Below are 25745 nucleotides of genomic sequence, written 5' to 3' on the forward strand. Positions count from 1 at the left end.
GCGACCCGTGTGTTCTGATAGTTTTCGACCCAGCCCGAACCCGTTCCCGGAACCGCAGGAAAGGCCCCGCCCATGACCGCCGTCCGACAGCCGGTCCTCGCCGGCACCTGGTACCCGGCCGACCCCGACCACCTCCGCCGCGAGGTCGAGTCCTTCCTGGCCGCGGCCGATCCCACGCGGGCCCCCGCGGGCACGCCGGTGGTCGCCCTGGCCCCCCACGCCGGCTACGCCTACAGCGGCGCGGTGGCGGGCAAGCTGTTCGGGCTCCTGCGCGAGCGCCGGTACGCCGCGGTCTTCGTGCTGGCACCCAGCCACCGGTCGCGTCTGGACCGCCCCGCCCTCAGCGGCGCCGACGCCTTCGCCACCCCGCTGGGCGAGGTCCCCGTGGCCACCGACATCGTGAGCGAGCTGGCCGCGAGCGGCGCCTTCAGCCTGAACGACCGCGCCCACGCCTTCGAGCACGCCGTGGAGATCCAGCTGCCCCTGCTGCAGTGCGCACTGCCGGCGGGCACCCCCATCGTCCCCATCCTGGTCCCCCACCTGTCGTCCCGCCGGCGCCTGGGCGCGGCCCGCGTCCTCGACCGGTGGCGCGACGGACGCCACCTCTTCCTCGTTTCCAGCGACCTGACCCACTACGGGGTCGAGTACGGCTACGTCCCGTTCACCGAGGAGATCCCCCGGCGGCTCGAGGAACTCGATTCGGGCGCGCTTTTGAAGTTCCTGGGCCACGACGCGGCGGGCCTCGTGGCCTACGGCGAACAGACCGGGATCACCATGTGCGGCCTGGAGGCCGCCGCGCTCGTGCTCGCGACCCCGGCGCCCGAAGGCTACCAGGCCGAGTTGCTCGAGTACGCCCGCAGCGCCGACCGCGAGGGCGACTACTCGCTCTCGGTGAGCTACGCGGCCGCCGTGATCTGCAACCCCCCGGGACCCGAGGACAAGAGGCCTGCCCGGGATTCCAGTTCGGCCAGCGAACCAACCGCCACCAGCGGCGGGCTGGCGGCCGCCGAGCGGTTCTTCCTCCTCGACCTGGCCCGCCGGGCTGTCACCGCCGCCGTGTGCGACGAGGCACCGCCCGATCCGGTCGATCTGGCCACCCGGGCCGGTCTCGATCTGACGGGCCCGCTCGGCCAGCCCCGGGGCGCGTTCGTCACCCTGACCGCCCGCGGCCAGCTGCGCGGCTGCATCGGCTACATCGAGGGGATCAAGCCGCTGGTCGAGGCCGTGGTCGACAACGGGACGGCTGCCGCCGTCTCGGATCCGCGGTTCCCGGTGGTCCGCGAGGACGAACTGCCCGGTCTGGCCATCGAGGTCTCGGCCCTGACGCCGCTCAGCGCGGTCGCCGGGCCGGAAAACATCGAGGTCGGCCGGCACGGGATCCTGCTGAGCAAGGGGACCCGCCGGGCGGTCTTCCTGCCCCAGGTCGCCACCGAGCAGGGCTGGGATCTGGCCACCACCCTCGACCATCTGGCGCTCAAGGCGGGCCTGCCCGCCGATGCCTGGCGCGAGGATTGTCGTTTCGAGGTCTTCGAGGCCGAGATCTGTTCCGAATGAGTGGCGTGGGCCATTCTGCGAAAACCTGTTGTTTACAGATAGACGCGGCACTATTCTTTCGGCTTATGTTGCCACCGCTGCGCCGGTGACCACCCTTCGCCACCAGCCAGGGATACCATGGGGCTTCTGGACAAGGTTCATAATTTCAAGACCGCGCGCGAGCTCATGGCCGCGGGACTGTACAACTACTTCCGCCCGATCGAATCGGCGCAGGAGAGTACGGTCCGCTACAACGGCCGCCAGGTCATCATGCTCGGCAGCAACAACTATCTCGGGCTGACCAACCACCCCGCGGTGAAGGAGGCGGCCAAGGCCGCGCTCGAGAAGTACGGCAGCGGCTGCGCTGGTTCGCGCTTCCTCAACGGCACGCTCGACGTGCACGTCGAGCTCGAGGCGAAGTTGGCGGCGCTGGTGGGCAAGGAGAAGGCGCTGGTCTTCTCCACCGGGTTCTTCGCCAACCTGGGCACCATCAGCACCATGGTCGGCCGCAACGAGACCGTGATCGCCGACCGCACCGACCACGCCTCGATCATCGACGGCTGCCGCATGAGCTTCGGGCGGGTGCGCAAGTACCACCACCAGGACATGGCGCACCTCGACTACTGCCTCGAGCAGGAACGGGACGTCGACAAGCTCATCGTGGTCGACGGCGTGTTCTCCATGGAAGGCGACGTGGCCAAGCTGCCCGAGATCGTCGAGCTGGCCAAGAAGCACGACACCCTGGTGATGGTGGACGACGCCCACGGCGTGGGCGTCATGGGCCAGCACGGCCGCGGCACCTGCGACCACTTCGGGTTGACCGACGACGTGCATCTCATCGTGGGCACCTTCAGCAAGAGCCTGGCCTCGGTGGGCGGCTTCGTGGCCTCGGACGCCGAGACCATCCACTACATCCAGCACCTGGCGCGGGTGATGATCTTCTCGGCGAGCCCGCCGCCGGCCTCGGTAGCGTCGGTGAGCAAGGCCATCGACGTCATGCTCGAGGAGGAGTGGCGGCACGAGGCGCTCTGGCGCAACACGCGGATCCTCATGGAGCGGCTCAAGGACGCCGGGTTCGACACCGGCCCGAGCGAGACGCCCATCATCCCGGTGGTCGTGGGCGGCGACGTGGACACCTACCGCATGTGCGTCCGCTGCTGGGAGGAGGGCGTGTTCGTCAACCCCATCGTCTCGCCGGCGGTGGAGCCGGGCAACGCGCTGCTGCGGCTGTCGCTCATGGCGACGCACACCGAGGACGAGATCCATCAGGCCATGGACATCCTCACCAAGGTGGGCAAGGAGATCGGGGTGGTCTAGTCCGCGCGGGCACCCGAAGGGATGGAGATCGCCGGGGGTCGTCTCGAGGACGACCCCCGGTTCTTCATGTACTTCATGCGGCCGGAGGCTCGGCCAGGTCGTCCTCGCGGTCGCCGAAACGCTTCTCGATCCACTCGTAGACCAAGGGCAGCACCAGCAGCGTGACCAGCGTCGAGGTCACCAGGCCGCCGATCACCACGGTGGCCAGCGGCCGCTGCACCTCGGAGCCGGGCCCGGTGTTGAAGGCCATGGGCACGAAGCCCAGGCTCGCCACGAGCGCGGTCATCAGCACCGGACGCAGGCGGTCGCCGGCGCCGGTCACCACCGCGCGTCCCAGCGCCACCCCGCGCGACCGCAGCACGTTGAGGTGCTCGATCAGCACGATGCCGTTGAGCACCGCCACGCCGAACAGCGCCACGAAGCCGATGGAGGCGGAGACCGAGAGGTAGAGTCCCCGCGCATAGAGCAGGAAGATACCGCCCGAGAGGGCGTACGGCAGGATGCCGAAGATGAGCAGCGCGTGCCGCAGGCTCCCGAACATGGTGTAGAGCAGGCCCAGGATGATCAGCAGCGACAGCGGCACCACGAACATCAGGTGGCGCATGGCCCGCTGCTGGTTCTCGAAGGCGCCGCCGAACTCCAGGAACACGCCGGCGGGAATGGCAACCTCGCGGGCGATGGCGGCGCGCAGGTTGGCCACGTAGGTTCCGATGTCCATGCCGCTCAGGTTGGCGCCCACGATCACCCGCCGCCAGCCGTTCTCGCGGGCGATCTCCCGCGGACCCTCCACCGGCACCACCCTCGCCACGCGCTTGAGCGGGATGAAGCCGCCGCTGGGCAGGGCGATGGGCACCTCCATGAGCATCTGGAAGTCGGAACGCAGGCGCTCGGGGAAGCGCACGACCGCGTCGAAGCGGCGCTGGCCCTCGAAGACCTCGGTGACCACCTGGCCGCCCACCCCCATCTCGATGACCTGCTGGACCTCGGCCACGTTGAGGCCGAGGTCGGCCACGGCGTCGCGGTCGATCTCGATGTTCAGGTAGGGCTGCCCGGTGGTGCGCTCGACGAACGAGTTGGCGGTCCCGGGCAGGCGCTGGAGCAACGCTCCGATCTGCTCGCCGAGGTCGTTGAGGACGTCGAGGTCCTCGCCGAAGAGCTTGACCGCGACGTCGGATTTGACGCCGCTGGTGAGCTCGTCGACCCGCATGGCGATGGGCTGGGTGAAGTTGTAGGCCAGGCCGGGCTCGTCCTGGAGCAGCGGTTCGATCTCCGCCACGATGTCGGCCTTGGTCACCCCGGGTCGCCACTCGGACGGGTCATGGAGGATCACCCAGACGTCGGTCTGGTGCACGCCCATCCAGTCGTTGGCCAGGTCCGAGCGTCCCGTCTTGGGTACCACGGTCTTCACCTCGGGTATCCTGGCCAGGACCGCTGCCGCGAAGGCGTTGGCGTTCTCCACCGACTGCGCCAGGGTCACCGACGGCATGCGGACCTGTTCGACCAGGATGGACCCCTCCTCCAGCTCGGGCAGGAACTCGGTCCCCAGCAGCGGGACCAGCGCCACCGAGCCGGCGAACACCACGAGCGCCACCAGTTGGACGATCAGGCGTCGGCCGCGCAGCCTGCCGAGCACCTTCTCGTAGGCCGGACGCAGGCGCTCGACCAGCGGGTTGCGCCACGACCAGACGCCCGTGCGGAAGACGAGCGCGGCCATGGCCGGGACATAGACCAGCGCTAAAAGGAGCGACCCGAACACGGCGGTGGCCACGGTGATGGCCATGGGTCGGAACAGGATCCCCTCCATGCCGCTGAAGGTGGCGATGGGCACGTACACCATGAGGATGATCAGCACGCCGAAGAAGATGGGGCGCGCCACTTCCCGAGCCGCCTCGCCGATGATCCGCAGGCTCTCCTTGGGCTCTCGCCGCTGGCCCGAAAGGCGTTGCACGATGTTCTCCACCATCACCACCGACCCGTCCACCACCATGCCGAAGTCGATGGCGCCAAGGCTCATCAAATTGGCCGCCAGCCCGAACTCACGCATGCCGATGAACGCGAAGAGCATGGACAGCGGGATCACGCTGGCCACGATCAGGGCGCCCCGGATCTCGCCGAGCAGCAGCAGCAGCACCGCGATGACGAAGAAGCCGCCCTCGCTCAGGTTCTTGACGATGGTATGGGTGGTGCGGTCCACGAGGTCGCTCTGGTCGTAGAACCGCTCGATGCGCACGCCCGCCGGCAGGCCGGCGTTGATCTCGTCGATGCGCTCGGCCACGTCCTGGATCACCTCGCGGCCGTTGCCGCCGCGCAGCATCATGACGATGCCGGTGACCACCTCGCCGTGGCCGTCCTGGGTCACCGCGCCCTGCCGGAGCTGGCGACCGACCTTGACCCGCGCCACGTCGCGCACCTGGATGGGGCGCGCTTCCCGCCGGGCCACGATGATCCGCTCGAGATCCTCGCGCCGCTGGACCTGGCCGAAGCCGCGGATGATGTACTGCTCCTCGTTGTGCTCGAGGTAGTTGCCGCCCGAGACGCTGTTGTTCTCCTGCAGCGCCTGCGCCAGCTCGCCCAGCGACAGCCCGTACTCGCGGAGCTTGCCCGGCAGCACCTCGATCTCGTACTGCTTCACGAACCCGCCGAAGGCCGTGATCTCGGTGACCCCGCGCACCGTCTTGAGCTGGGGGGCGATCAGCCAGTCCTGGATCTCGCGCAGTTCGGTCAGGTCGCGGCCCTCGCCGCGCACCACGTACTGGTAGATCTCGCCGAGTGCGGTGGAGATGGGGCCGAGCTGGGGCATGTCCACTCCGGGTGGGAGCTGATCGACCACCGCTTGCAGGCGCTGGCTCACCATCTGCCGCGCGAAGTAGATGTCCGTGCTCTCCTCGAACTCCACCGTGACCGCCGACAGCCCGAACTGGCTGATGGAGCGGACCTCCATCACCTCGGGCAACCCGTTCATGGCGGTCTCGATGGGATAGGACACCAGCCGCTCGACGTCGTAGGGCGAGTAGCGACCCGCCTTGGTGATCACGAGCACCTGCACCGGCGTGACGTCGGGCAGCGAGTTGATCGGGATCTCGCGCAACGCCTGGACGCCGCCCACGGCCATCAGCACCACCAGGGCCAGCGCCACCACCTTCTGCCGCAGGCTGAAATCGATGATCCGGCTGAACATCATCACTCCTCGCCGTACTGTTCGAGACGACCCAGGGCCTTGAGCTGGAACACCGAGCTGCAGGCGACCTCTTCGCCCTCGACCAGACCCGCGGTGACCACCACGTCGTCCCCGGTCATGCGGGCGATCTCGATCCGCCGCTTGTCGAAGCGGCGCGGGGCGAGTTGCACGAACACCACCGCGCTCTCACCCTCGAACACCACGGCCGACAGCGGCACGTGCAGCACCTGTCCGACGGTCACCGCGCTCACCTGGACCCGCAGGTTCTGTCCCGGCACCGGCCAGTTGCCCTCGGTGGCGAAGATGCCGTTGACGGTGGCCGCGCGGTTGGTGGCGTCGAGGGTCGGGTTGATGGTGGCGATCTTGCCGGTCAGCGCGCCCTCACCGGTCTCGTCGCGGAACAGGGTGAGGTCGCCGTCGGTCCGCACCAATTCGAGGTCCTGGGGCGAGAGGAAGGCCCGCACCATGACCTGGGCGGGGTCGATCACCACCAGGATGCGCTCGTGGACGTCCACCGCCTCCCCCAGCGTAACGTGCGCGGTGCTGACGATCCCGCCGATCCCGGCGCGGATGGTCAGCCGGGGATCGATGGGCGCCGCCGGGCTCCAGCGCTCGATGTGGTCGGCGGTGAAGCCGATGGCCACCAGGCGCGACCGGGCCGCGCTGAGGCTGGCTCCGGCCCGCTGCGATTCCGCACGCACCCGCTCGAGCTCGCGAAGCGACCCCACGCCCTTGTCCTGCAGCTTCTCCAGCCTGGCGAGCTGCTGGGTCATGTAGACCGCATCCGCCTGGGCCTGAATGTAGTCGGCCACGAGGTTGCCGATGGTCAGGCTCTCGATCTCCACCAGCGGATCTCCGGCGGCGACATGGTCGCCCTCGCGCACGAAGAGCCGCGTGATCCGCCCGTCGACCGGCGCCGAGACCACCAGCTCGTGGCCGGGCGCCGGCAGGACGATGCCCGGCACGGGCAAGGTGAACTGGAGCCGTTCGCGCACCACCGGCCGGGTCTGGATGGCGAGGGCCGTGGCCTGGCTCTCGGAGATGACGATCACCTGGTCTTCGCTGGCGGTCGCCGGCGGGGCTTCCTCGCCGCCGCCCCCGTGCCCGCAGCCGGCGAGCAGCAGCGCCAGGAGCCCCAGCAGGGGAGCGCCCAGGCGCCTCTGGCCCATCTCGATTCGTCGACGTTCACGCATGTCTATCCGGCTCCTTGGCTGGCAGCGGTGGCGTCTGGGTCGACAGGCGTCACCAGTTCGGTATCCAGGTAGGTCTCGAGGGTGATCAGGCGCCTCGTGTAGTCGAGCAGGGCGCCCTGGTAGCGGAGCTGGGAATCCAGGTAGGTCTGCTGGGCGGTGAGCAGCTCGATGAGCCCGACCTCCCCCGCGTCGTAACCCTCGAGGGCGAGGGTCAGCAGTTCGCGCGACTGGGCGAGAGTCTCGCCGGTCAGCGCGCGGATCACGGCGAGGCTCGCGTCGTAACCGTGCCACGCTTGCTCGATCTCGCGCTTCATCTCGAGCAGGACCGAGCGCTGCTGCCACTCCTGGCGCGCCGCCTCGGCCCGGGCCAGGGCCACGCGGCCGCTGTGCTCGGGCATGAACCAGAACGGCAGGCGCGCCCCGATCTCGAAGCCATGGTTGTCGTACCCGGCGCCATCGTAGTTCTGCACGTAGAAGCTGAGGCTGAGGTCGGGGAACAGCCGCCATTGCTCGGCGGAGAGCGCGGCCTCGGCTGCCGCGAACCTCGTCACCGCGGCCCGGTAGCGAGGCTGCCCGTCCAGTTCCTCGAGCGATTCGTCCTGACCGAAATCGACCTCGACGAAGCGCAGCGTGTCCGGAAACTCGACACCGTACTCCTGCTCGTCGGGCAACAGGCCGATCAGCGCGAACAGCGCGTAACGCGACTGGTCGAACCCGGCCTCGGCCTCGAGCAGATCGTTGCGCATGGCCACGGTGCTGAGCTGGCTCTGCAGGAATTCCCGACGCGAGATCTCGCCCAGCTCCATCTTGAGACTGACCGCGTCGTGGGCCCGGCGTGCCAGGCGGAACTGGTTCTCGAGCAGCTGGACCACCCGGTGACGGTAGACCACCTCGGCATAGGCGTTCTTGATCCGCGAGCGGAGCTGACGGCGCGTGTCCTCGGCGGCGAGGTCGATGGCCTCCAGCCCCTGCGAGAAGCTCGACCGCTGCTGGAAGCCCGACACCAGCGAGGGGAGCTCCTGGCGCACCGTCCACCGCTCTTCACCGGGCTCGTCGCGCGCGGACGAGATCCCCTCGCGGAGATAGCTGAGTTCCGGCGCCTCCCAGCCCAGCGCGCCACGCCGGGACGCCGCCACCCGCTCGCGCTCGAGCAGGGCCAGGCGGTACTCGGGATTGCTGGCCAGCGCCAGGGTGAACGCCTCGACCACGGTCAGGGCGCCATCGGCGAGCAGCGAGTCGGCCATCGCTTCTTCGGCTCCGGCCGGGACCGCGGTCGCCAGGCCCACGGCCAGGGCGGCGGTCGTTGCCAAAATCAGGATCCTGCGTAGCATCGAGGTCCTCCTGGTGATCAGTTCGGTTGGTATGCTATCTTCATTTGCGAATCTTCGCAACTTCAAATAGTGAATCTATTAGAAAATAGCATCCATACCGCATAAGCCCCGGTTCCGGACGGCACCGAGAACAGGACTTGCCTCTGGCAGCGCTGGCGGGCAACCTAAGGGCAAGGACCAGCCAAGGAGACACCATGAGCCTGATTGTCGAACCGGTGCGCGACGCCCGCGACCTGACCCAGTTCCTCAAGCTCCCCTACCGCATCTACGGCAAGAACCACCCGCAGTACGTCTACCCGCTGCTGGCCCAGATGAAGGCGTTCCTGAACAAGGAGAAGAACCCCTTCTTCCGCCACGCCGAGACCGAGCTGTGGGTGGCGCGCGACGGCGCCATCCCGGTGGGACGCATCGCCGCCGCCATCGACTCCACCAACAACGAGTACCACCAGGAGAAGGTCGGCTTCTTCGGGTTCTACGAGGCCACCCGGGATCCGGAGGTGGCGGCCGCGCTACTGGCCACGGCCGAGGCGTGGATCGCCGACCGCGGCATGGACACCATGCGCGGTCCCGGCTGCTTCACCACCAACCACGAGTACCTGGGGCTGCTCGTCCAGGGCCACGAGCTGCGGCCCATGATCGGCATGCCCTGGCAGCCCACCTACTACCTCGAACAGCTCGAGGCTCACGGGCTCCGGAAAGCCAAGGACCTGCTGGCCTGGGAATTCGTCGCCGAGGACGGCAGGCCGCCTGCGCGCATGACCCGGTTCGTCGAGCGCATCCAGGACCGCCTCCCGTTCACGATCCGGCGCTTCCACATGGACCGCTTCTTCGAGGAAGCCGAGACCGTGCGCCGGATCTACACCGAGGCCTGGCAGGACAACTGGGGCTTCATCCCCATGGACCGCGAGGAATTCGCCCATTCGGCCAAGGACATGAAGAGCATGGTGGACCCGGGCTTCCTGCTCATCGCCGAGCAGGACGGCGAGGCCATCGGCTTCGCCATGACCACCCAGGACTTCAACGTGGCGCTGCAGCCGTTGAAGGGGTCGCTGCTGCCCTTCGGCTGGCTCAAGTTCTTGCTGGCCAAGGGCCGGATCCGCCAGGCCCGCACGCTGCTGCTGGGGGTCAAGCCCGAGTACCGACAGAAGGGCGTGGACGTGATGCTGGTCTACGAGACCATCCGCTACGGCGCCACCAAGGGGATCACCCGCGGCGAGTGCTCGTGGATCCTCGAGGACAACGACGGCATGAACCGGATCCTCGAGAAGTACGGCGCCACCGTGAAGAACGTCTACCGGGTCCTGGAGAAGGCCGTCTGATGGCCGCGGGCACGGTGGCGGTCACCGGGGCCAACGGATTCCTGGGCAGCCATGTCTGCGACGTGCTGCTGGCCCGCGGTTTCGCCGTGCGCGCCGCCCACCGCGCCACCAGCGACCTGCGCTGGCTGAAGGAGAAGCCGCTGGAGACGGTCACGGTCGACCTGGCCGACCCCGCCGCGCTGGATGGGCTGGTGGCCGGCTGCCGGGGCGTGATCCACTGCGCCGGCGCGCTCGTGGGCGACGAGGCCACCTACCAGCGCGTGAACGTGGCGGGCACCCGGCTCCTGCTCGAAAGGGCGGCGCGCAGCGGCACGGTGGAGACCTTCGTCTTCGTCAGCTCGCTGGCCGCCGGCGGTCCGGCCGGCCTGGACCACCCCCGCGACGAGACCATGCCCGACGCACCGCTCACCGGCTACGGCCGCAGCAAGCTGGCCGCCGAAGCGTTGCTGCTCGCTGGCGACTGGCCGTTCCGCGGAGCGAGCCTCCGGCCGCCGTCGCTGTACGGTCCGCGCGACCGCGAATTCCGGCCGCTGTTGCGCGCCGCGGCCCGGGGCTTCACCGGCCGCTTCGGCTCGACCATGCAGGGGCTGAGCCTGGTCCACGGCCACGACGCCGCCACCGCCGCCGTGGCGCTGCTCGGGTGCGCAGAGGCCACCGGCGCCTACTACGTGGATGACGGCCCCGGCACCGTCGGCCCCGGCGACCCCGGTCGCCGCTGGGCCTGCGGCTACGACTGGAGCGAACTGCGCGACGTGTTGCAGATGCTCTTCGACCGCACGGTCTACGAGCTGTCGATCCCCCTGGGCCTGCTCCGGCTCGCGAGCCGGCTGGCGGGCCCCGATCGGCGCCGCTCCTCGCCCCTGCTCAACCCCGACCGTCTGGCCGACCTCGAAACCGTGGGCTGGGTCTGCCGCGCCGATCGACTGCGCCGTGACACCGGCTGGACCCCGGCCTACGACCTGGCCTCGGGGTTCCGCGAGACCCTGGACTTCTACCGCCACCGGGGATGGCTCTGATGACCGGTTTCCTCCAACGACTCCGACCGTGGCGCCAGGGCTACGACTGGCTCGGCATCGTCTACGCGCTCACCAGCGGCTTCTACCCGCTGTTGAACCCGGCCTGCTTCGACGCGGTCCGCGATCCCGGCCCGCTCCATGCGGTCTGGCCCCACCTGCTCTGGCACCTCGTGCTGGCGCTCTTCATCTACCTGGTGCCGCCCTTCCTGCGCAGCCGCGCGTGGTGGCCGTCGCGGCTGCTCGGCGTGATCTACCTGCCGCTCCTGTTCCCCATCTTCTACGCCGAACTGGAGTTCCTGGGCGTGGTCTTCCGCGACTACGGCGACTCGTTCGACCCCCTGCTCGTCGCACTGGAGGAGCGCCTCTTCGGACTGCAGCCCAGCCTGGAGTGGTCGCGCGCGTGGCCGTATCCCTGGCTGCTGGAACTGATGGAGTTCGGCTACTTCGCCTACTACTTCTTCGCGCTCATCGGTCTGGTCCTGATCTGGACCGCCGGCGGCCGCACCAGCCAGCGCAACTGGGCGCTCTCGGCCGTGATGATCCGCGACCTCGGCGCGGTCATGCTCTCGTGCTACGCGTGGTACACGTTCTTCCCGGTCTGGGGCCCCAAGTACTTCGAGTACCTCGGCATCGCCGGCCCGGTGGAGGCCGAGGGCCTCCACGGCTGGCTGTTCACCGACATCATGCGCTGGATCCACGCCCACGGCTCGCTCCACGGCGCGGCGTTCCCCTCGAGCCACGTCGCCGGCAGCATGGTCTCGTGGTGGTGGGGCTGGAAGGTGGCGCCGCGGCAGCGCGGCTGGTTCACGGCGCTGTGGGTGCTGCTGTGCCTGAGCATCGTGTATTGCCGCTACCATTACGCCATCGACCTCTTCTGCGGGGTGGCCTGGGGCGCGCTGGTGATGTGGCTGACCGGGCGGTTCATGGCCTCGCCCGCCGAGGGTCTGCGGCGGACCGACCCCGGGGCATAGCAAAGCGCCCGCCAGCCGGCGGGCGCTTCCCTCTCACAGACATTCTCGATCAGGCGGCCTCCGGCCGCGCGAGGTCAGACGCCTCAGGTGAAGGCGCCGCCCCCACCACAACCGCCGCCCGCAGAACCCCCGCCGCCACCGCTTCCGGTGGCGAACGAGCTGAGATTCCGCTCCACCTTGCTGGAGCTGCAATCCGGACAGCGCGCCTCCTTCGCCTCCATCTGGGCGAAGGTCATCAGATCCTCGAACTGCCGCCCGCAATCGCGGCAGACGAACTCGAAGATGGGCATGGTTCCGATCCTCCTGAAACCGCTGCTACGGCGTCTTGGCTTCGGTCTCGACCTGTTCGGTCGTCGGCTTGGCCTTGGTCTCGTGCGGGTCCCCGACCTCGCAGATGTTGGCCATTCAGCCGCCCTTGAAGCCCAGCCTTGGCAGGACCACGTTGACGATCAAGAGGTACGCCGCAATGAAGACCAGAATCTCGATCACGAGCGACCTCCCGCGTTGTTTAACATCTTCATAACTCATTGACTATAAGATAAACCGACCGCGCCCCGTGTCAAGCCCCCGGAGCCGCCTCTTGCCGCCCGCCGCGGCATGTAGTTAACTTCGGCCCCTGACCGCCACGTTTGAGCATTCAGCCCGGAGGCCCGCCGTGCCCGAGCCCAGCCAGCGCTTCGCGCGCACCCTCGTCACCAGCGCCCTGCCCTACGCCAACGGCGAGATCCACCTGGGCCACGTCGCCGGGGCCTACCTGCCCGCCGACATCTACGCGCGCTACCTCCGGCTGCGCGGCCGCCCCGTCCTCTACATCTGCGGCACCGACGAGTACGGCGTCCCCATCACCCTGACCGCCGAGCGCCTGGGCCTGACGCCCAAGGAGCTGGTGGACCGCAACCACGCCTCCATCAAGAAGTCGTTCGCCGGCCTGGGCATCTCGTTCGACAACTTCTCCCAGACCAGCCGCCCCATCCACACCGAGACCAGCCAGGCGTTCTTCCAGGACCTCCACGCCCAGGGCCGCCTCAAGCAGAAGACCACGCAGCAGTTCTACAGCCCCAGCCAGCAGCGGTTCCTGGCCGACCGCTACATCGAGGGCACCTGCCCCCGCTGCCAGTCCGACGGCGCCCGCGGCGACCAGTGCGAGTCCTGCGGCAGCTCGCTCAACCCCACCGACCTCGTGGACCCCCACGACGCGCTGAAGGGCGAGCCCCTCGAGCTCCGCGAGACCACCCACTGGTTCCTGCCCCTCGGCGAGTGGCAGGAGCGGCTCGAGGCCTTCATCGGCGGGCATCCCGAGTGGAAGGAGAACGTCCAGCAGTACTGCCGCTCGTGGTTCAAGGACGGCCTCGACGACCGCGCCGTCACCCGCGACATCGCCTGGGGCGTCCCCGTACCGCTGCCCGACCACGAGGGCAAGGTCCTCTACGTCTGGTTCGACGCCCCCATCGGCTACATCTCGGCCACCCGCGAGTGGGCCGCCGCCCAGGGCGACCCCGAGGCCTGGCGCCCCTGGTGGCAGGGGTCGGACACGCGCCTGGTGCACTTCATCGGCAAGGACAACATCGTCTTCCACACGCTCATGTTCCCCGCCATGCTCATGGCCCACAGCGAGGACTACGTCCTGCCCGACAACGTGCCCGCCAACGAGTTCCTCAACCTCGAGGGCCGCAAGCTGTCCACCAGCCGCGGCTTCGCGGTCTGGCTCCCCGACTACCTCGAGAAGTTCCAGCCCGACCCCCTGCGCTACGCCATGGCCCGCAACCTCCCCGAGACCCGCGACATGAACTTCACCTGGGAGGGCTTCCTGGCGCGCAACGACAACGAGCTGGGCAACAACTTCGGCAACCTCATCAACCGCGTGCTGACCTTCCTGCACAAGTACTTCGACGGCGTGGTGCCCGCATGGTCGCCCGACACCCTCCTCGACATGGACCGCGCGGTCCTGGCCGAGGTGGCGGCGCTGCGCGAGAAGTGGCTCGCCCACATGGAGGCCTTCGAGATCAAGGCCGCCATGGAGTGCGTCTTCGCCGCGGGCCAGGCGGGCAACCGCTACTTCGACGAGTCGGCCCCCTTCAAGACCCGCAAGACCGACCTCGACCGCTGCGGCGTGAGCCTGGCGGTGGCGGTCCAGGTGCTGCGCCAGCTCTGCGCCATGCTCGCCCCGGTGATCCCCTTCGGCATGGAGAAGCTCTGGGGCTGGCTCGGCCTCGATACCCCGCTCTGGGAGGGCGGCTGGGACGCGGCCCTCGCCGACATCCCGGCCGGCCGCCGGCTGGGCCAGCCGGAGATCCTCTACCCGCGGCTGGATCCCGAGCTGGTGGCGGCCGAGGTGACGCGGCTGGAGCGGCTGGTGGGGGATCAGGAGGAGTAGGGGCGGCAGGCGGTCCGTACCATGCGATACCGGGTCCTCGAACCATATGACGCCGCGTATCCGGATCCCCAGGTCCTGAGCGCGGGCACGCGCCTGCATTGCGAGCGGCGGCCGTCGCCGTGGCCCGGATGGCTCTGGGGCACCACGGATGATGGTCGGTCGGCGTGGGTGCCCGCGGCGTGGCTCGCGCTGGACGGCTCGTCCGGCGTGCTCGTGCGCGACTACGACAGCCGGGAATTGACGGTCCGGCCGGGCGACGTGCTGGAGAGGCTGCTCGAGGAGAGCGGCTGGATATGGGCGCGGGCGGCCGACGGGATCGCTGGCTGGGTACCGGGCGCGTGCCTGGCGGCGGAGGAATAGCCGGGACGCGGCCAGACCCCCGGGGGACGATAATCCGGCAAGATCTTAAATGACAAACTTTTACGCCGTCTCATGTTCCCCCATCCCCCACCAGCTCCCCATCCGCCAGCACCGCCGTCTCGGTCCCGTCCTCGGCCACCAGCGCGATGGTCGGACGGTGGAAGAGGTAGTCGATGTGCATGCGCGAGACCGACTGGCCGCCGGGCATGCCCTCGTTGCTGCCGAAGGCGATGTGCGCGGTGCGCAGCGCCTTCTCGTCCTCGAGCATGCGGCCGGCCAGGCGGGCGCCCGGGTTCAGGCCGATGCCCAGCTCGCAGATCACGCACGAGTTCTCGTCGGTATCCATGTAGCCCTGGACCATGGCCTGCCAGTCCGGGTCGGCGCAGACGACCTCGGTGACCCGGCCCTCGATCACGGTGATGCGGATCGGGGCGGGCGGGTTGCCGTCGCCGCCCACGGGGCCGTCGACCACCAGGACGCCGTCCGCGCCGTCCTCCACCGGCGCGCAGTAGACCTCGCCGCAGGGCAGGTTGCAGCCGGTCTCCACGGTGGCCTTGAGGTCGGAGACGAAGGTGCGGCAGGCCACGCCGAGAGTCAGGTCGGTGCCGCCGGGGGTGGTGATGTGCAGGGTCTCGGCGCCGTCGAGAGCGGCCAGAAGACGCTGTTCGCGGGCGGTCATCACGGCGTAGTCCACGTCGAGGGAGCCGCCGGTCATCATGGCCTCGGTGATTCCCGGGCAGTGGCCCATGCGGATGCGGCCGGTGGCCTCGATGGCCTTGATCCACTCGATGCGGAACGGGACCTCGTCGCTGCGACCGTCCAGCGCGTTGACCACCACGGTGACCCCGTCGAGGAGGTCGACCAGGCCGGCGGGCAGGCTGGTGTGCGGGCGCTCGGCGGCCGGTAGCATGAACTCCGCCACGTCGCAGCCGACCTCGCGGGCGGCAGCGGCGAAGGCGGCGGGGCAGCGGCCGGTGGTGTCGTCGCCGAGGACGAGGACGCGGTCGGCGGCGGTGAGGTCGAGGACGGCGGCCATGGCGCGGCGGGCGGCGGTGATCATGGCGGCGGGGAGGGGCTGGTCGGTCATGAGAGGATCCTTTCCTGAAGAAGCTCGTTCGATGTACGCACACGTGGAGGGTCGGTTGCAAGCGGGAAGCACCCGGCTCTTCCTATCTTGATTGGAGACCGGACGCCCTGTCCCTGGCCGCCACCGGAGGAGATGGATCATGACCATTAGGATCGACCTGAACCCCGACGGTCCCATCCTGCTGCGGGCCGCAGGGGAGCCCTTTCCCGTGCTGCAACGCGAGACCGGCGGCGACATCACGCTGGAGAAGACGACCGCTCTCTGCCGTTGTGGGGAGTCGGCCAACAAGCCCTTCTGCGACGGCTCCCACGTGGCGGCCGGCTACAGCGACGAGAACCGGTGCGAGAACGACGAGTTGCAGCACTACGAGGCGCCGGGCATCACCGTGCACTTCAACCGCTCGATCTGCGCGGGCGCGGCGACCTGTGTGCGGAATCTGCCCGCGGTCTTCAAGAGCGCCAGCGAGGACTGGATCCACCCCGGCGAGGCGACCGTCGAGGAGATCGCCGCCACGGTGGCCAGTTGCCCGTCGAACGCGCTGACCTGTACGGTGGCGAATCCGGTTGGCGAGGAGCCGGCCGATCGGGTCTCGATCCGGATCGTCCCCAGCGGCCCCTATCTGGTCTCGGGACCGGTGGAATTCGATCCGCCCCGGTGGAGCGCTAACGCGTCCCGGACCAAGTTCGCGCTCTGCCGGTGCGGCAAGACGCGCAACGCCCCGTTCTGCGACTACACGCACGGCGAACAGGGCTGGAACGACCAGACATGAAGAAGCCCGGCCGCTGCGAACACAGCGACCGGGCCGCTAAAGACCAGCGGGCGGTCAGACCGTCAGCTCGCCATCCTGGAGCACGGACACCGTGGCGCCGTCGCCGCGGACGATCTCGATGGTCGGCCGGTGCACAAGGAAATCCACGTGCAGGCCCGATTGGTTGGTGCCGCCCGGGAAGCCCTGGTTGCTGCCGAAGGCGACGTGGGCGGTGCGCAGCGCCTTCTCGTCCTCGAGCATGCGGCCCACCAGGCGGGCGCCGGGGTTCAGGCCCATCCCGACCTCGCAGACCAGCGACGAGCCCTCGTCGCGCGCGAAGTAGCGCTGGATGCGTTCCTGCCAGAGGAGGTCGTCGCAGGCCACCTCGGTGCAGCGGCCGCGGGCGATGGTCAGACGCAGCGGCATGGGCGGCAGGCCGTCGTCGCCCACCGGACCGTCGACCACGATGACGCCGTTGCCCCGGCCCTCCACCGGGGCGCAGTAGATCTCGCCGCAGGGCAGGTTGACGCAACAGTCGGGGCGCGCCTTGAGGTCGGAGATGAAGGGGCGGCCCTTGACCTCGAGAACGAGGTCGGTGCCCAGGGCGGTGCGCAGGCGGAGGCGCTCGGCGCCGCGCAGGAGGTCGAGCATCAGGTCCTCGCGCAGGCGCATGCGGCGGTAGTCGACGTCGAGCGAGCCGCCGGTCATCATGTCCTCGCTGATACCGGGGGCGTGGCCCATGCGGATCGAATTCTGGCTCTCCACCATCTGGAGCCACTCGATGCGGAACGGGGTCTCGGCGGTGTGGCCGGGGATGGCGTTGACCACCACGGTGGGACCGGGGATCAGCGCCGCCATCTCGGCAGGCACCCGCTCGAGAGGGCGGCCGGTGGGCGGCAGGTCGTAGGTGGTGACCGTGCAGCCGTAGTGCCGGGCCGCTGCGGCGAAGGCGGCGGGGCAGGCGCCGCAGACCTCGTCGCCGACCACCAGCACGTGGTCGTCGGGACGCAGGTCGAGGGCGGTTTCCATGGCCCGCAGCGCGGACGCGATCATGGCCGCGGTGGGCTCCTGGACGACTCCGAAGTTCATGCTCGAATTCCTCGCTCGGCTCGATGTTCGGGCCGGCTCCGTTTCCGGGGCGGACGGCGCCGGCCGACCTCAAAGATGAACTGCGAGGAGGTCGAATGCAAAGACCGAGAGCCACAAGGTCAGCCCAGGGTCTCCATGAGCTTCAGGTGCTCGTCCCAGGCCATGGCCTGCCAGCTCTCGGCGGTGACCGCGCCCCCGGAGCGCGAGATCATGGACACCACGTGGGCGGTGGCGTTGTCGGGGGCATCGTAGATGTCCATATAGTCGTAGGGGCCGAGGATGGCGTAGTGAGCGAGCCATTTCACGTCGGGGCAGGTGGTCTTGACCTTCTGCATCCATTCGCGGCCCACGGCCTTGCGGTCGCGGGCGTCGTGGAGGTTCTCGGGGGAGAGCTTGGTCATCAGGACGAAGGTGGGCATGGCGTACCTCCCGGTCCGGAGTAGGCCAGGCGGCCGGGTGCGGGTGGGGATGAGGGGCCGCCCGGGCTGAAGACAAGGTATCAATGGGGGTGGGGTTCGGCGAGTCGTGGCTGCCGGCGGCGATGGCGAAGGGGGCGCCCCGAGGCCGCCCCCTTCTCGCCGGAGCCGGGGACTAATCGATCAGCTTCATCGGCCGGTACGTGAGCTGGAAGATGAACACGGTGTCGCGCTCCTCCACCCGCAGGTCGTTGTCGTAGCTGGTCGTCAGCGGGATGCGCGCGCCGAGGTACGGCGTGAGCGTGCCGAGCGAGTAGGAGACCCCGGGGTAGAGATCCAGGAGGGTGCTCTTGTAGTTCAGGTCCATCTCGCCCGAGTTCCAGTCGGGAGCGCCGCTGGCGTACTTGGTCACGGATTCCTGCGTGCCGTCACCGACGAACATCAGGCTGGCGCCCAGGTTCACCCACAGCCCCTTGCCCACCACGTGGCGTCCGAAGACCGAGGCGACGAACTCGTTGCCCAGGGTCGTGGTGACGGTCTCGGTGTCGTAGAGCTCCGGTGCGCTCTCGGTCTGGTAGACCGCCTCGCCGGAGCCGTTCTTGCGGAACATGGCCGACGCGAGCAGGCCGAAGCGCTCGGTCGAACGGGTGTACTGGCCGCGCAGCATGACGTCCCAGGAACCGGTGCCCAGGGGAACCTTGACCTGGTTGCCCTCGTGCTCGACCTCGTTCTCATGGTCGCCGGTGGGCATCTTCACCGAGGCCTGGAAGCGCATGAGCTGGCTGGCGGTGGCGAAGCTGCGGGTGTACTCGCCCTCCAGGGCGATGTCGCCGAGTCCGCTGGCGTTCACCTCGCCGTTCCAGTAGGTCCGCGTCTGGTCGGTGACCCAGGGCAGACGGGCCTTGACGGCCCAGTTCTCGTTGAAGCGGTAACGAGGCGTGAGGCTGAGGACCTTCTGCTTGTCGCTCACCTCGAAGTACCCGTTGACGCCGAAGGGCGCGACCTCGATGGGCTTGCCCTCGGGGCTCACCTCGGCCACGGGCGGCGGGGCGAAGTCCTCGAGAGTGGGCTGGATCAGCGGCGTGGTGGTGTAACCCTCGACGATGGGGTCTTCGTGCATGTCCTGAGCCACCACCTGGGTACCGCAAAGCAGGAACGAGAGTGCGAAGATCACGGTCAGGGTGAAGCGGATATGTTTCATGTCTGGTCTCCTGGAGGTTGAGAGTCGATAGATATTATCGGCATGACTGCGGCCATTTTATAGTGATTTTCGCTTCCGCCGGACTATTTCGGCCCTCGATTGCCAACTGTAAGGCCCCATCTTGACCAGGGAAGAACCTTGCCTAGATTGCCGTTCATCAACTCTGGCCCACCAACGGAAGGCCGACCGTGACCATCAGCCAACCGCCCCTCGTGGGTATCATCATGGGAAGTTCCTCGGACTGGCCCACCCTGCGCCATGCGGCCGAGGTGCTCGAGTCCTTCGCCGTTCCGCACGAAAGCCGTGTGGTCTCCGCCCACCGCACTCCCGAGGCCATGGCCGACTACGCCCGCGCGGCCGAGGCGCGCGGCCTGCGGGCCATCATCGCCGGCGCGGGCGGCGCCGCCCACCTGCCCGGCATGGTGGCCGCCCACACCACGGTGCCGGTGCTGGGCGTGCCGGTGGAGAGCCGCGTGCTCCGCGGTGTCGATTCACTGCTGAGCATCGTGCAGATGCCCGCCGGCGTACCCGTGGGCACCCTGGCCATCGGCGAAGCCGGCGCACGCAACGCCGCGCTGCTCGCCGTGGGGATGCTCGGCACCACCGACGAGGAGCTGCGCGCCCGGCTGCGGCGGTTCCGCGAGACGCAGGCCGCCAAGGCCCTGGCGGCGGTGCTGGAATGAGCCGACCCATCCTTCCCGGCGCCACGCTGGGCGTGCTGGGCGGTGGCCAGCTCGGGCGCATGTTCACCCTGGCCGCCCGGCGGATGGGCTACCGGGTCACCGTCTTCGCACCGGACGACGACACGCCCGCCGGCCAGATCGCCTACCGTGAGATCCGCGCGCCCTACGACGACCTCGATGCCGTGCGCCGCTTCGCCGCCGAGGTCTCGGTGGTCACCTTCGAGTTCGAGAACGTGCCCGCCGCCACGGCGGCCGCGGCGGCCGAGCACGCGCCGGTGAGACCCGCGGGCTCGGTGTTGCACACCACTCAGAACCGGCGACGCGAGAAGGAGGCCCTGCAGGCGGCCGGGGCGCCGGTGGTGCGCTTCGCCACGGTCGACAGCGAGGCCGATCTCGCCCGGGCCGTGGCCGAGGTGGGCGCGCCGTTCATCCTGAAGACCGCCGCCTGGGGCTACGACGGCAAGGGCCAGGTCCGCGTCGACGATGTGAACGAGGCCGGCGCCGCGTGGGAGAAGCTCGGCCGGACACCCTGCGTGCTCGAGGCGGTGGCGGCCTTCGCACACGAGATCTCGGTGGTCGGCGCACGTGGCCTCGATGGTTCGCTGGCGCTGTACGCCCCCGTGGTCAACCGACACGTCGACCACATCCTCGACCTCTCCGTCACCCCGACCGAGCTGCCCGGAGCCGTGGCTCGCCGCGCCAGGGACATCACCAGCACGCTACTCGAGGCGTGGGACGTGGTGGGCGTGATCTGCGTGGAGATGTTCCTGTTACCCGGCGGCGAGCTGCTGGTCAACGAGGTGGCGCCTCGACCTCACAACTCGGGGCACCTCACCATCGACGCGCACCACTGCAGCCAGTTCGAGCAGCAAGTTCGCGCGGTCTGCGGTCTGCCTTTGGGTTCCGCCGAGGCCGTCGCTCCGGCCGCCATGGCCAACCTGCTGGGCGATCTCTGGCAGGACGGCGAGCCCGACTGGTCGGCCGCCCTGTCCACGCCCGGCGTGGCGCTGCATCTCTACGGCAAGGCGAAGGCGCGCCCCGGCCGCAAGATGGGGCACCTCACGGCCCTCGCCTCCACGCCCGCCGAGGCCCGGCGGCGCGTCCTCGCGGCGCGCGATGCGGCGGCCGGGCGGTCGGCGCCACGATCACGGGGTGAGGTCTGACCGGGCTGGTTACCTGATCGGTGGTCGCCCTTCGCGCCGTCGGCGAGAGCGATGCGCTCGCTTCCGCAAGGGTACCGGCGTCGTCAACCGGGATGGCGCAACCGTTTACCCAGCGCGTCGAGCCGCGCACCGATCTCCGCCAGTTCTGCCGCGATGGCCGGCTCGTGATCACGGTCGCGCCGCCATGGAGGCTCCGCCTCCGCCTGCGCCTCCTGCATGCTGCCGATGATCACCCCGATGAAGAGGTTCAACATGATCATGGTGCCCACGAGCACGAAGGAGACGAAGTAGGCGGCCCCCAGCCACGGCCGCGCCTGCGGTGCGGACGGTGGCGCCATGGGGTTGTCGATGGGGTAGACGTCGGAACCGTACATCTGGATGTACATGACGTCGGTCCAGTCCTCGAGGGTGACCACGCGGAAAAGGGTCAACAGCGAGAGCTTGAGGTTGCCGAAATGGACCGGATCGTTGTCGCGGAAGAGCGCCACGCCCGTCACGCCGTAGATGTAGAAGAGCAGCAGCAGGAGCACGCCCACGTAGCCCATGGACGGCACGCTCTTGAGGAGCGCCGCCACCAGGATCTGCAGGCGCGGCAGGGCGGTCACGAGGCGCAGGGCCCGCAGCACGCGGACCAGACGCAACACGGCGGCGAAGTGGCCGCCGACCGGCATCAGGCAGACCACGAGGATCGAGAAGTCGAAGATATTCCAGGGATCGCGGAAGTACCGCGGCCAGCGCCGACCATGCTGGGCCATCTTCAACAGTGCTTCCACGGCGAAGGCCGTGATCACCAGCCAGTCGACGGACTTGATGATGCCGCCGTGGCGCGCCATGAGGTCGGGGTAGGTCTCCAGACCCACGACGGCCGCCCCGATCAGGATGGCCGCGAGTACGCCCCGCTGGAAGACCGGCGAGCCCACGATCGCGCTGGCCCGGCGCGCGATGCGAGAAGCCGGCACTGTTGGCTCATGTGTTGATAGCGTCGTGGTGGGCGTCACGGCGGCCTCCGGATGGTTCCGACCTCGGTCTTGCTATCGGCACCGCCGGTCGCCCGGTCGGCGCGGATCCACGGGGGGACGAGTCGGCAATATCGGGCCGGACGACGGACCGTCAAGGGATCAGCCCCGCGCCCGCGGCGAGGCCCGGTAGGCCGCAGTCGGCGGCGAACGGTGCCGTCACCGCCGAATTGGCGGGGGATCGGGCGAGGCGACGTCCCGACCAGGATAATCCATGACCGCCGGAGGATGAAGCACCCTATTTCGCCAGCACCACGCGCCCCTGCCGCACCGCATCCCCCGCCTCGATCCGCACCAGGTAGACCCCGGCCGGTTGCACCCTGCCCCGTTCGTCGCGTCCGTCCCAGGCAGCCTGCTGCCAGCTCCCGGTGGCCGGGCCGGCGTGCAGCGTGCGCACTTGTCGGCCGCCGAGGTCGTAGACGCCCAGCTCGACTGCGGCGCCGGCCTGGGCGCGGAAGTCGAGGACCGTGCGCGGGTTGAAGGGGTTGGGATGCGCGGCGCCGAGTTGCAGCAAGGCGGCGGGAGCCGGCTGGTCGGGGCCGGCGAGCGCCTGGCGGACCAGGGTGGCGCCGTCGCTCAGGGTGACGGTGAGGTCGTAGGCCACGAGGCCCGAGGTCTGGTAGGCCGCGTCCGGGTCGGTGAGCTGGAGCTGCCGGCCGTCGACGCGGACGGTGCGACCGTCGGCGGGACCGGCGTGCAGCATGGTGCTCGTGCCGGCGGCCAGGTCGCGGCGGGTCACGGAGACGCTTGCCACAGCGTCGGCGGGGACGGTGAGGCCGATGGCGCCCTCGAGCGCTCCGTCGGCCGTCCAGCGGCAAGCCCAGGCGCCGAGCTCTGCGGGCACCGCGTCGCCGCTGCTGTCGAGGAAACGGACCCAGCCTGCCACCGCCAGGGTGGCCACGTTGCCGCCGGGGGCGCCCACGGCGTAGTCGTCGCGGGTGTCGCCGTCGAGGTCGCCGGCCCAGGCGACCCAGTAGCCGAAGCGGTCGTCGGCCTCGGTGCCGGCCACGGGGGTGCCGCGGTCGACGAGGGTCAGGTTGTCGGCGTCGCTGACGTTGCCGTCGCCGCCCTCCCAGATGAAGGCGCGGCCGGCGTCGGTGGCCACGGCATCGTCATAGGGCGCGCCCACCACCACGTCGGGACGGCTGGTGCCGGCGATGTCGCCGACCCCGGCCACCGACCAGCCGAAGTGGGCGTTGGCGGCGGGACCGTCGGCGTAGCGGTCGGATTCATCATCGGCGTCCAGGCCGCCATAGAAGATCTCGGCGCGGCCCGCCAGGGTGGCACTACCGTTGTAGTAGGGGATGCCGACCACGAGGTCGGGATCGCTGTCGCCGTCGTAGCTGCCGATGCCCGCGATGCTGAAGCCGAACTCGTTGTTGGCGGCCGCGGTGGCGCTGGTCTGCAGCGTGAGGTCGACCGTGGTGTCGGGGCCGGGGTTGGGCGAGGTGGTGCCCTGGTAGACGAAGACCGAGCCCTGGATCGCCGAGCTGGGAGTGTTGTGGCTGGGAGCGCCCACGGCCAGGCAGTTGGCGCTGCCGCCGAGGAAGTCGGCCACGCCGGCCACCGACCAGCCGAAGTGCCCGTAGGCAGTGCCGCCGACAAGGGTGAGGTCGGGCGCCGTGGCGGGGCCGCCGTTCGCGCCGTAGAAGACGTAGGCGGCACCGGCCTGCAGGCCGCCGGTGTTGGTGCGCGGGGCGCCCACGGCGAAGTCGTCGCGACCGTCGCCGTCGAAATCGCCCAGCGGGGCGATGGACCAGCCGAAGCGGCCGCCGGGCGCCGGGCCCTCGAGGACCAGATCCGGGGTGGTGGGCAGCGGCCAGTCGCCGTAGAAGACGTAGACCCGACCGGCCTCGCTGCCGGCGTTGTTGGCCATGGGGGCGCCCACGGCCCAGTCGCCGGTGCCGTCGCCGTCGACGTCGCCGATGCGGCTCACCGCGAAGCCGAAACGCTCGGGGCTCGCGCCGGTCCAATCTTCATTGGCATTCAAGGTCAGTTCCAGGCCGCCGATCCAGAGATAGGCGCGGCCGGCATCCATGCCCGAGCCGTTGTATCCGGGCGCGCCGACGAGCAGCTCCCAGCAACCGTCGCCGTCCTGGTCCTCCAGGGCGCTGACGCAGTTGCCGAGCTGCAATGGTGCGGATCCGCCCTCGTCGCGCAGGTAGTCTGCGGCGAGGACCGCGGTGGCCAGGCAGGATACGACGAGGAAGGTTAGGGACGTCGAACGCACGGTGGACCTCCATGGCAGAACACCGGCACGGTACGTGCAGAAAAACCCTTGCTTGCCGGCAGGTTGCAGGGTCATCTTAGCAAGACCCCGGCCAAACCAGATCGAGGATCATGAAACGCCAGTTGATCTTGACAATCGTGTTCCTGGCCGCCCTCGGCGGTCTGGGCCTGCTGGCCCGCCTGGACGCCCCGCAGACCGGCCTGGTGGCCGACGCCGCGCTGGGCGCCGGCGGCCCCGTGGAGCACCTCCCCCCCGCGCCACCGCTGTTGCCCGATCCCGAGCCCGCTCTCGTCGAGACCGGCGCTGCAGGCCCGGCCCTGGGCCGTACGGTTGATCTGCGCATCCAGCCGCGCCAGACCTTCTACGAGGCCCTCGAGGCGCTGGCGATCCCCCACGAGGACATCATGGCGCTGGTGCGGTCGGTCAAGCCTTTCCGCGACCTGCGCAAGGTCCGCCAGGGCGAGCATTTCGCCGTGGAACTGTCGGTCCGTGGCGAGTTGGCCAGCTTCGGCTTCGACCTCGATCTGGAGAGCTGGGTCCGCTACCAGCGGCAAGAAGACGGCAGCTTCGACCAGGAACTGGGCACCTACCCCGTGGAACACCGCACCGTGGGCATCAGCGGGGCCATCGAGACCAGCCTCTACGAGAGCCTCCAGGCGTGCGGCGCGCCGCTGAACCTCGCCGCCAAGATGAACGACGTCCTGGGCTGGGACCTGGACTTCAGCCGCGACCCCCGCCGTGGCGACACCTTCCGCATCGTCTACGAGGAGATCTACAAGGACGGCGCGTTCGTGCGCACCGGCCCCATCCTGGCGTGCCGCTACCAGGGCGCCGGCCGCGACCTGGGCGCCTACCGCTACACCCTGCGCGACGGCAAGGCCGGCTACTACGACCCGGAAGGCAAGAACCAGCAGAAGCAGCTCATGCGCGCGCCGTTGAACTACTCGCGCATCTCGAGCAACTTCAGCTACAACCGCCGCCATCCCGTGCTCGGCCGGAACATGCCGCACCTGGGTATCGACTACGCCGCCCCTGTCGGCACCCCGGTGTGGGCCGCCGGCGACGGCACCGTGGTGGAGTTGGGCCGCAACAAGGCCAACGGCCGCTACGTGCGCATCCGCCACACCAACCGCGAATACGAGACCTATTACCTGCACTTCTCGCGGTTCGCGCGCGGCCTCGCCAAGGGCAAGCACGTGCGCCAGGGCGACGTCATCGGCTACGTCGGCGCCACCGGCTACGCCACCGGGCCGCATCTGGATTTCCGGGTGAAGAAGGGCGGGACGTTCGTCAATCCGCGCAAGCTGAAGCTGCCCCCTGCAGCGCCGGTGCCCGAGGCCGAGCAGGCCAGCTACTTCGCGCTGTGCCACGCCTACGACACCGCGCTGGCCGAGCTGGCGGTCGACGCACCCGAGACGCCGGTGGCCATCACCGCGCTCGATGAGGACGCCGCGCCGTGGTGGAATCCGCGGTCGCGCGCCGAGCGCGAGGTGCCGCCGCTGGTGCGGGCGGCGGACTAG

Annotated in this window: 22 protein-coding genes; 12 read left to right on the forward strand and 10 right to left on the reverse strand. The window is 69.4% G+C overall.

Annotated elements, in window-relative coordinates:
* The first annotated feature begins 72 nt into the window (after positions 1–72).
* Positions 73–1554: an AmmeMemoRadiSam system protein B gene (amrB, locus tag IFSED24_RS10795; RefSeq protein ID WP_491331475.1), complete on the forward strand. Its 1482-nt coding sequence runs from the start codon at positions 73–75 to the stop codon at positions 1552–1554.
* A 117-nt stretch (positions 1555–1671) separates the two neighbouring features.
* A complete protein-coding gene (locus tag IFSED24_RS10800; RefSeq protein ID WP_491331476.1) occupies positions 1672–2850 on the forward strand; it encodes an aminotransferase class I/II-fold pyridoxal phosphate-dependent enzyme in 1179 nt (392 codons plus the stop codon).
* Positions 2851–2923: 73 nt separating this feature from the next.
* Here IFSED24_RS10800 and IFSED24_RS10805 read toward each other — a convergent pair whose 3' ends face one another.
* From IFSED24_RS10805 to IFSED24_RS10815, 3 genes are read right to left on the reverse strand one after another with little or no spacing between them, the layout of a single operon-like run.
* Positions 2924–6028 (reverse strand): efflux RND transporter permease subunit, encoded by a 3105-nt coding sequence (locus IFSED24_RS10805; protein ID WP_491331477.1) that lies wholly within the window; start codon positions 6026–6028, stop codon positions 2924–2926.
* 2 nt (positions 6029–6030) lie between these two features.
* Positions 6031–7221 (reverse strand): efflux RND transporter periplasmic adaptor subunit, encoded by a 1191-nt coding sequence (locus IFSED24_RS10810; RefSeq protein WP_491331478.1) that lies wholly within the window; start codon positions 7219–7221, stop codon positions 6031–6033.
* A gap of 2 nt (positions 7222–7223) precedes the next feature.
* On the reverse strand, positions 7224–8552 hold the full coding sequence (locus tag IFSED24_RS10815) for a TolC family protein (protein ID WP_491331479.1): 1329 nt from the start codon (positions 8550–8552) through the stop codon (positions 7224–7226).
* A 194-nt stretch (positions 8553–8746) separates the two neighbouring features.
* Here IFSED24_RS10815 and IFSED24_RS10820 point away from each other — a divergent pair, with 194 nt between their 5' ends.
* From IFSED24_RS10820 to IFSED24_RS10830, 3 genes are read left to right on the forward strand one after another with little or no spacing between them, the layout of a single operon-like run.
* Positions 8747–9871, forward strand: a complete 1125-nt coding sequence (locus IFSED24_RS10820; protein ID WP_491331480.1) for a GNAT family N-acetyltransferase — start codon at positions 8747–8749, stop codon at positions 9869–9871.
* Entirely contained in the window at positions 9871–10887 is a 1017-nt protein-coding gene (locus tag IFSED24_RS10825; RefSeq protein ID WP_491331481.1) for an NAD-dependent epimerase/dehydratase family protein, read from the forward strand. The genes IFSED24_RS10820 and IFSED24_RS10825 overlap by 1 nt, the downstream gene beginning before the upstream one ends.
* Positions 10887–11858, forward strand: a complete 972-nt coding sequence (locus IFSED24_RS10830; protein WP_491331482.1) for a phosphatase PAP2 family protein — start codon at positions 10887–10889, stop codon at positions 11856–11858. Before IFSED24_RS10825 ends, IFSED24_RS10830 begins: the two co-directional genes overlap by 1 nt.
* Positions 11859–11941: 83 nt before the next feature.
* On the opposite strand, the gene IFSED24_RS10835 is transcribed toward IFSED24_RS10830, so the two are convergent.
* Positions 11942–12148 (reverse strand): FmdB family zinc ribbon protein, encoded by a 207-nt coding sequence (locus tag IFSED24_RS10835; RefSeq protein ID WP_491331483.1) that lies wholly within the window; start codon positions 12146–12148, stop codon positions 11942–11944.
* On the opposite strand from IFSED24_RS10835, the gene IFSED24_RS10840 reads away from it, so the two are divergent.
* The 3 genes from IFSED24_RS10840 to IFSED24_RS10850 all read left to right on the forward strand — a co-directional run bounded on the left by IFSED24_RS10840 (position 12147) and on the right by IFSED24_RS10850 (position 14592).
* The gene (locus IFSED24_RS10840; RefSeq protein WP_491331484.1) at positions 12147–12389 is read left to right on the forward strand and encodes a hypothetical protein; all 243 of its coding nucleotides are present in this window, start codon (positions 12147–12149) and stop codon (positions 12387–12389) included. The two genes, IFSED24_RS10835 and IFSED24_RS10840, sit on opposite strands and share 2 nt — an antisense overlap.
* 124 nt (positions 12390–12513) lie before the next feature.
* Positions 12514–14232: a methionine--tRNA ligase gene (metG, locus tag IFSED24_RS10845; RefSeq protein WP_491331485.1), complete on the forward strand. Its 1719-nt coding sequence runs from the start codon at positions 12514–12516 to the stop codon at positions 14230–14232.
* Between the two features lie 21 nt (positions 14233–14253).
* On the forward strand, positions 14254–14592 hold the full coding sequence (locus IFSED24_RS10850) for an SH3 domain-containing protein (RefSeq protein WP_491331486.1): 339 nt from the start codon (positions 14254–14256) through the stop codon (positions 14590–14592).
* Between the two features lie 70 nt (positions 14593–14662).
* On the opposite strand, the gene IFSED24_RS10855 is transcribed toward IFSED24_RS10850, so the two are convergent.
* Positions 14663–15679, reverse strand: coding sequence for an aminopeptidase (locus tag IFSED24_RS10855; RefSeq protein ID WP_491331487.1), 1017 nt, complete (start codon positions 15677–15679; stop codon positions 14663–14665).
* 139 nt (positions 15680–15818) lie between these two features.
* Here IFSED24_RS10855 and IFSED24_RS10860 point away from each other — a divergent pair, with 139 nt between their 5' ends.
* Positions 15819–16448 (forward strand): CDGSH iron-sulfur domain-containing protein, encoded by a 630-nt coding sequence (locus tag IFSED24_RS10860; RefSeq protein ID WP_491331488.1) that lies wholly within the window; start codon positions 15819–15821, stop codon positions 16446–16448.
* 54 nt (positions 16449–16502) lie between these two features.
* Here the strand turns inward: IFSED24_RS10860 and IFSED24_RS10865 are convergent, their stop codons facing one another.
* From IFSED24_RS10865 to IFSED24_RS10875, 3 genes are all read right to left on the reverse strand, one after another.
* Complete coding sequence (locus IFSED24_RS10865; protein WP_491331489.1) at positions 16503–17516, reverse strand: aminopeptidase; 1014 nt, start codon at positions 17514–17516, stop codon at positions 16503–16505.
* 119 nt (positions 17517–17635) lie between these two features.
* Positions 17636–17935: a GYD domain-containing protein gene (locus IFSED24_RS10870; RefSeq protein ID WP_491331490.1), complete on the reverse strand. Its 300-nt coding sequence runs from the start codon at positions 17933–17935 to the stop codon at positions 17636–17638.
* 172 nt (positions 17936–18107) lie between these two features.
* On the reverse strand, positions 18108–19133 hold the full coding sequence (locus IFSED24_RS10875) for a hypothetical protein (protein ID WP_491331491.1): 1026 nt from the start codon (positions 19131–19133) through the stop codon (positions 18108–18110).
* Positions 19134–19357: 224 nt separating this feature from the next.
* On the opposite strand from IFSED24_RS10875, the gene purE reads away from it, so the two are divergent.
* Positions 19358–19816, forward strand: a complete 459-nt coding sequence (gene purE / locus IFSED24_RS10880; RefSeq protein ID WP_491335049.1) for a 5-(carboxyamino)imidazole ribonucleotide mutase — start codon at positions 19358–19360, stop codon at positions 19814–19816.
* Positions 19813–20979: a 5-(carboxyamino)imidazole ribonucleotide synthase gene (locus IFSED24_RS10885; protein WP_491331492.1), complete on the forward strand. Its 1167-nt coding sequence runs from the start codon at positions 19813–19815 to the stop codon at positions 20977–20979. Before purE ends, IFSED24_RS10885 begins: the two co-directional genes overlap by 4 nt.
* Positions 20980–21062: 83 nt before the next feature.
* On the opposite strand, the gene IFSED24_RS10890 is transcribed toward IFSED24_RS10885, so the two are convergent.
* Positions 21063–21938 (reverse strand): ion transporter, encoded by an 876-nt coding sequence (locus IFSED24_RS10890; protein ID WP_491331493.1) that lies wholly within the window; start codon positions 21936–21938, stop codon positions 21063–21065.
* 295 nt (positions 21939–22233) lie between these two features.
* Positions 22234–24225, reverse strand: coding sequence for an integrin alpha (locus tag IFSED24_RS10895; RefSeq protein WP_491331494.1), 1992 nt, complete (start codon positions 24223–24225; stop codon positions 22234–22236).
* Positions 24226–24335: 110 nt separating this feature from the next.
* Here IFSED24_RS10895 and IFSED24_RS10900 point away from each other — a divergent pair, with 110 nt between their 5' ends.
* Positions 24336–25745: a M23 family metallopeptidase gene (locus tag IFSED24_RS10900; protein ID WP_491331495.1), complete on the forward strand. Its 1410-nt coding sequence runs from the start codon at positions 24336–24338 to the stop codon at positions 25743–25745.

The sequence above is a fragment of the Candidatus Latescibacter sp. IFSED24 genome, assembly GCF_058273205.1.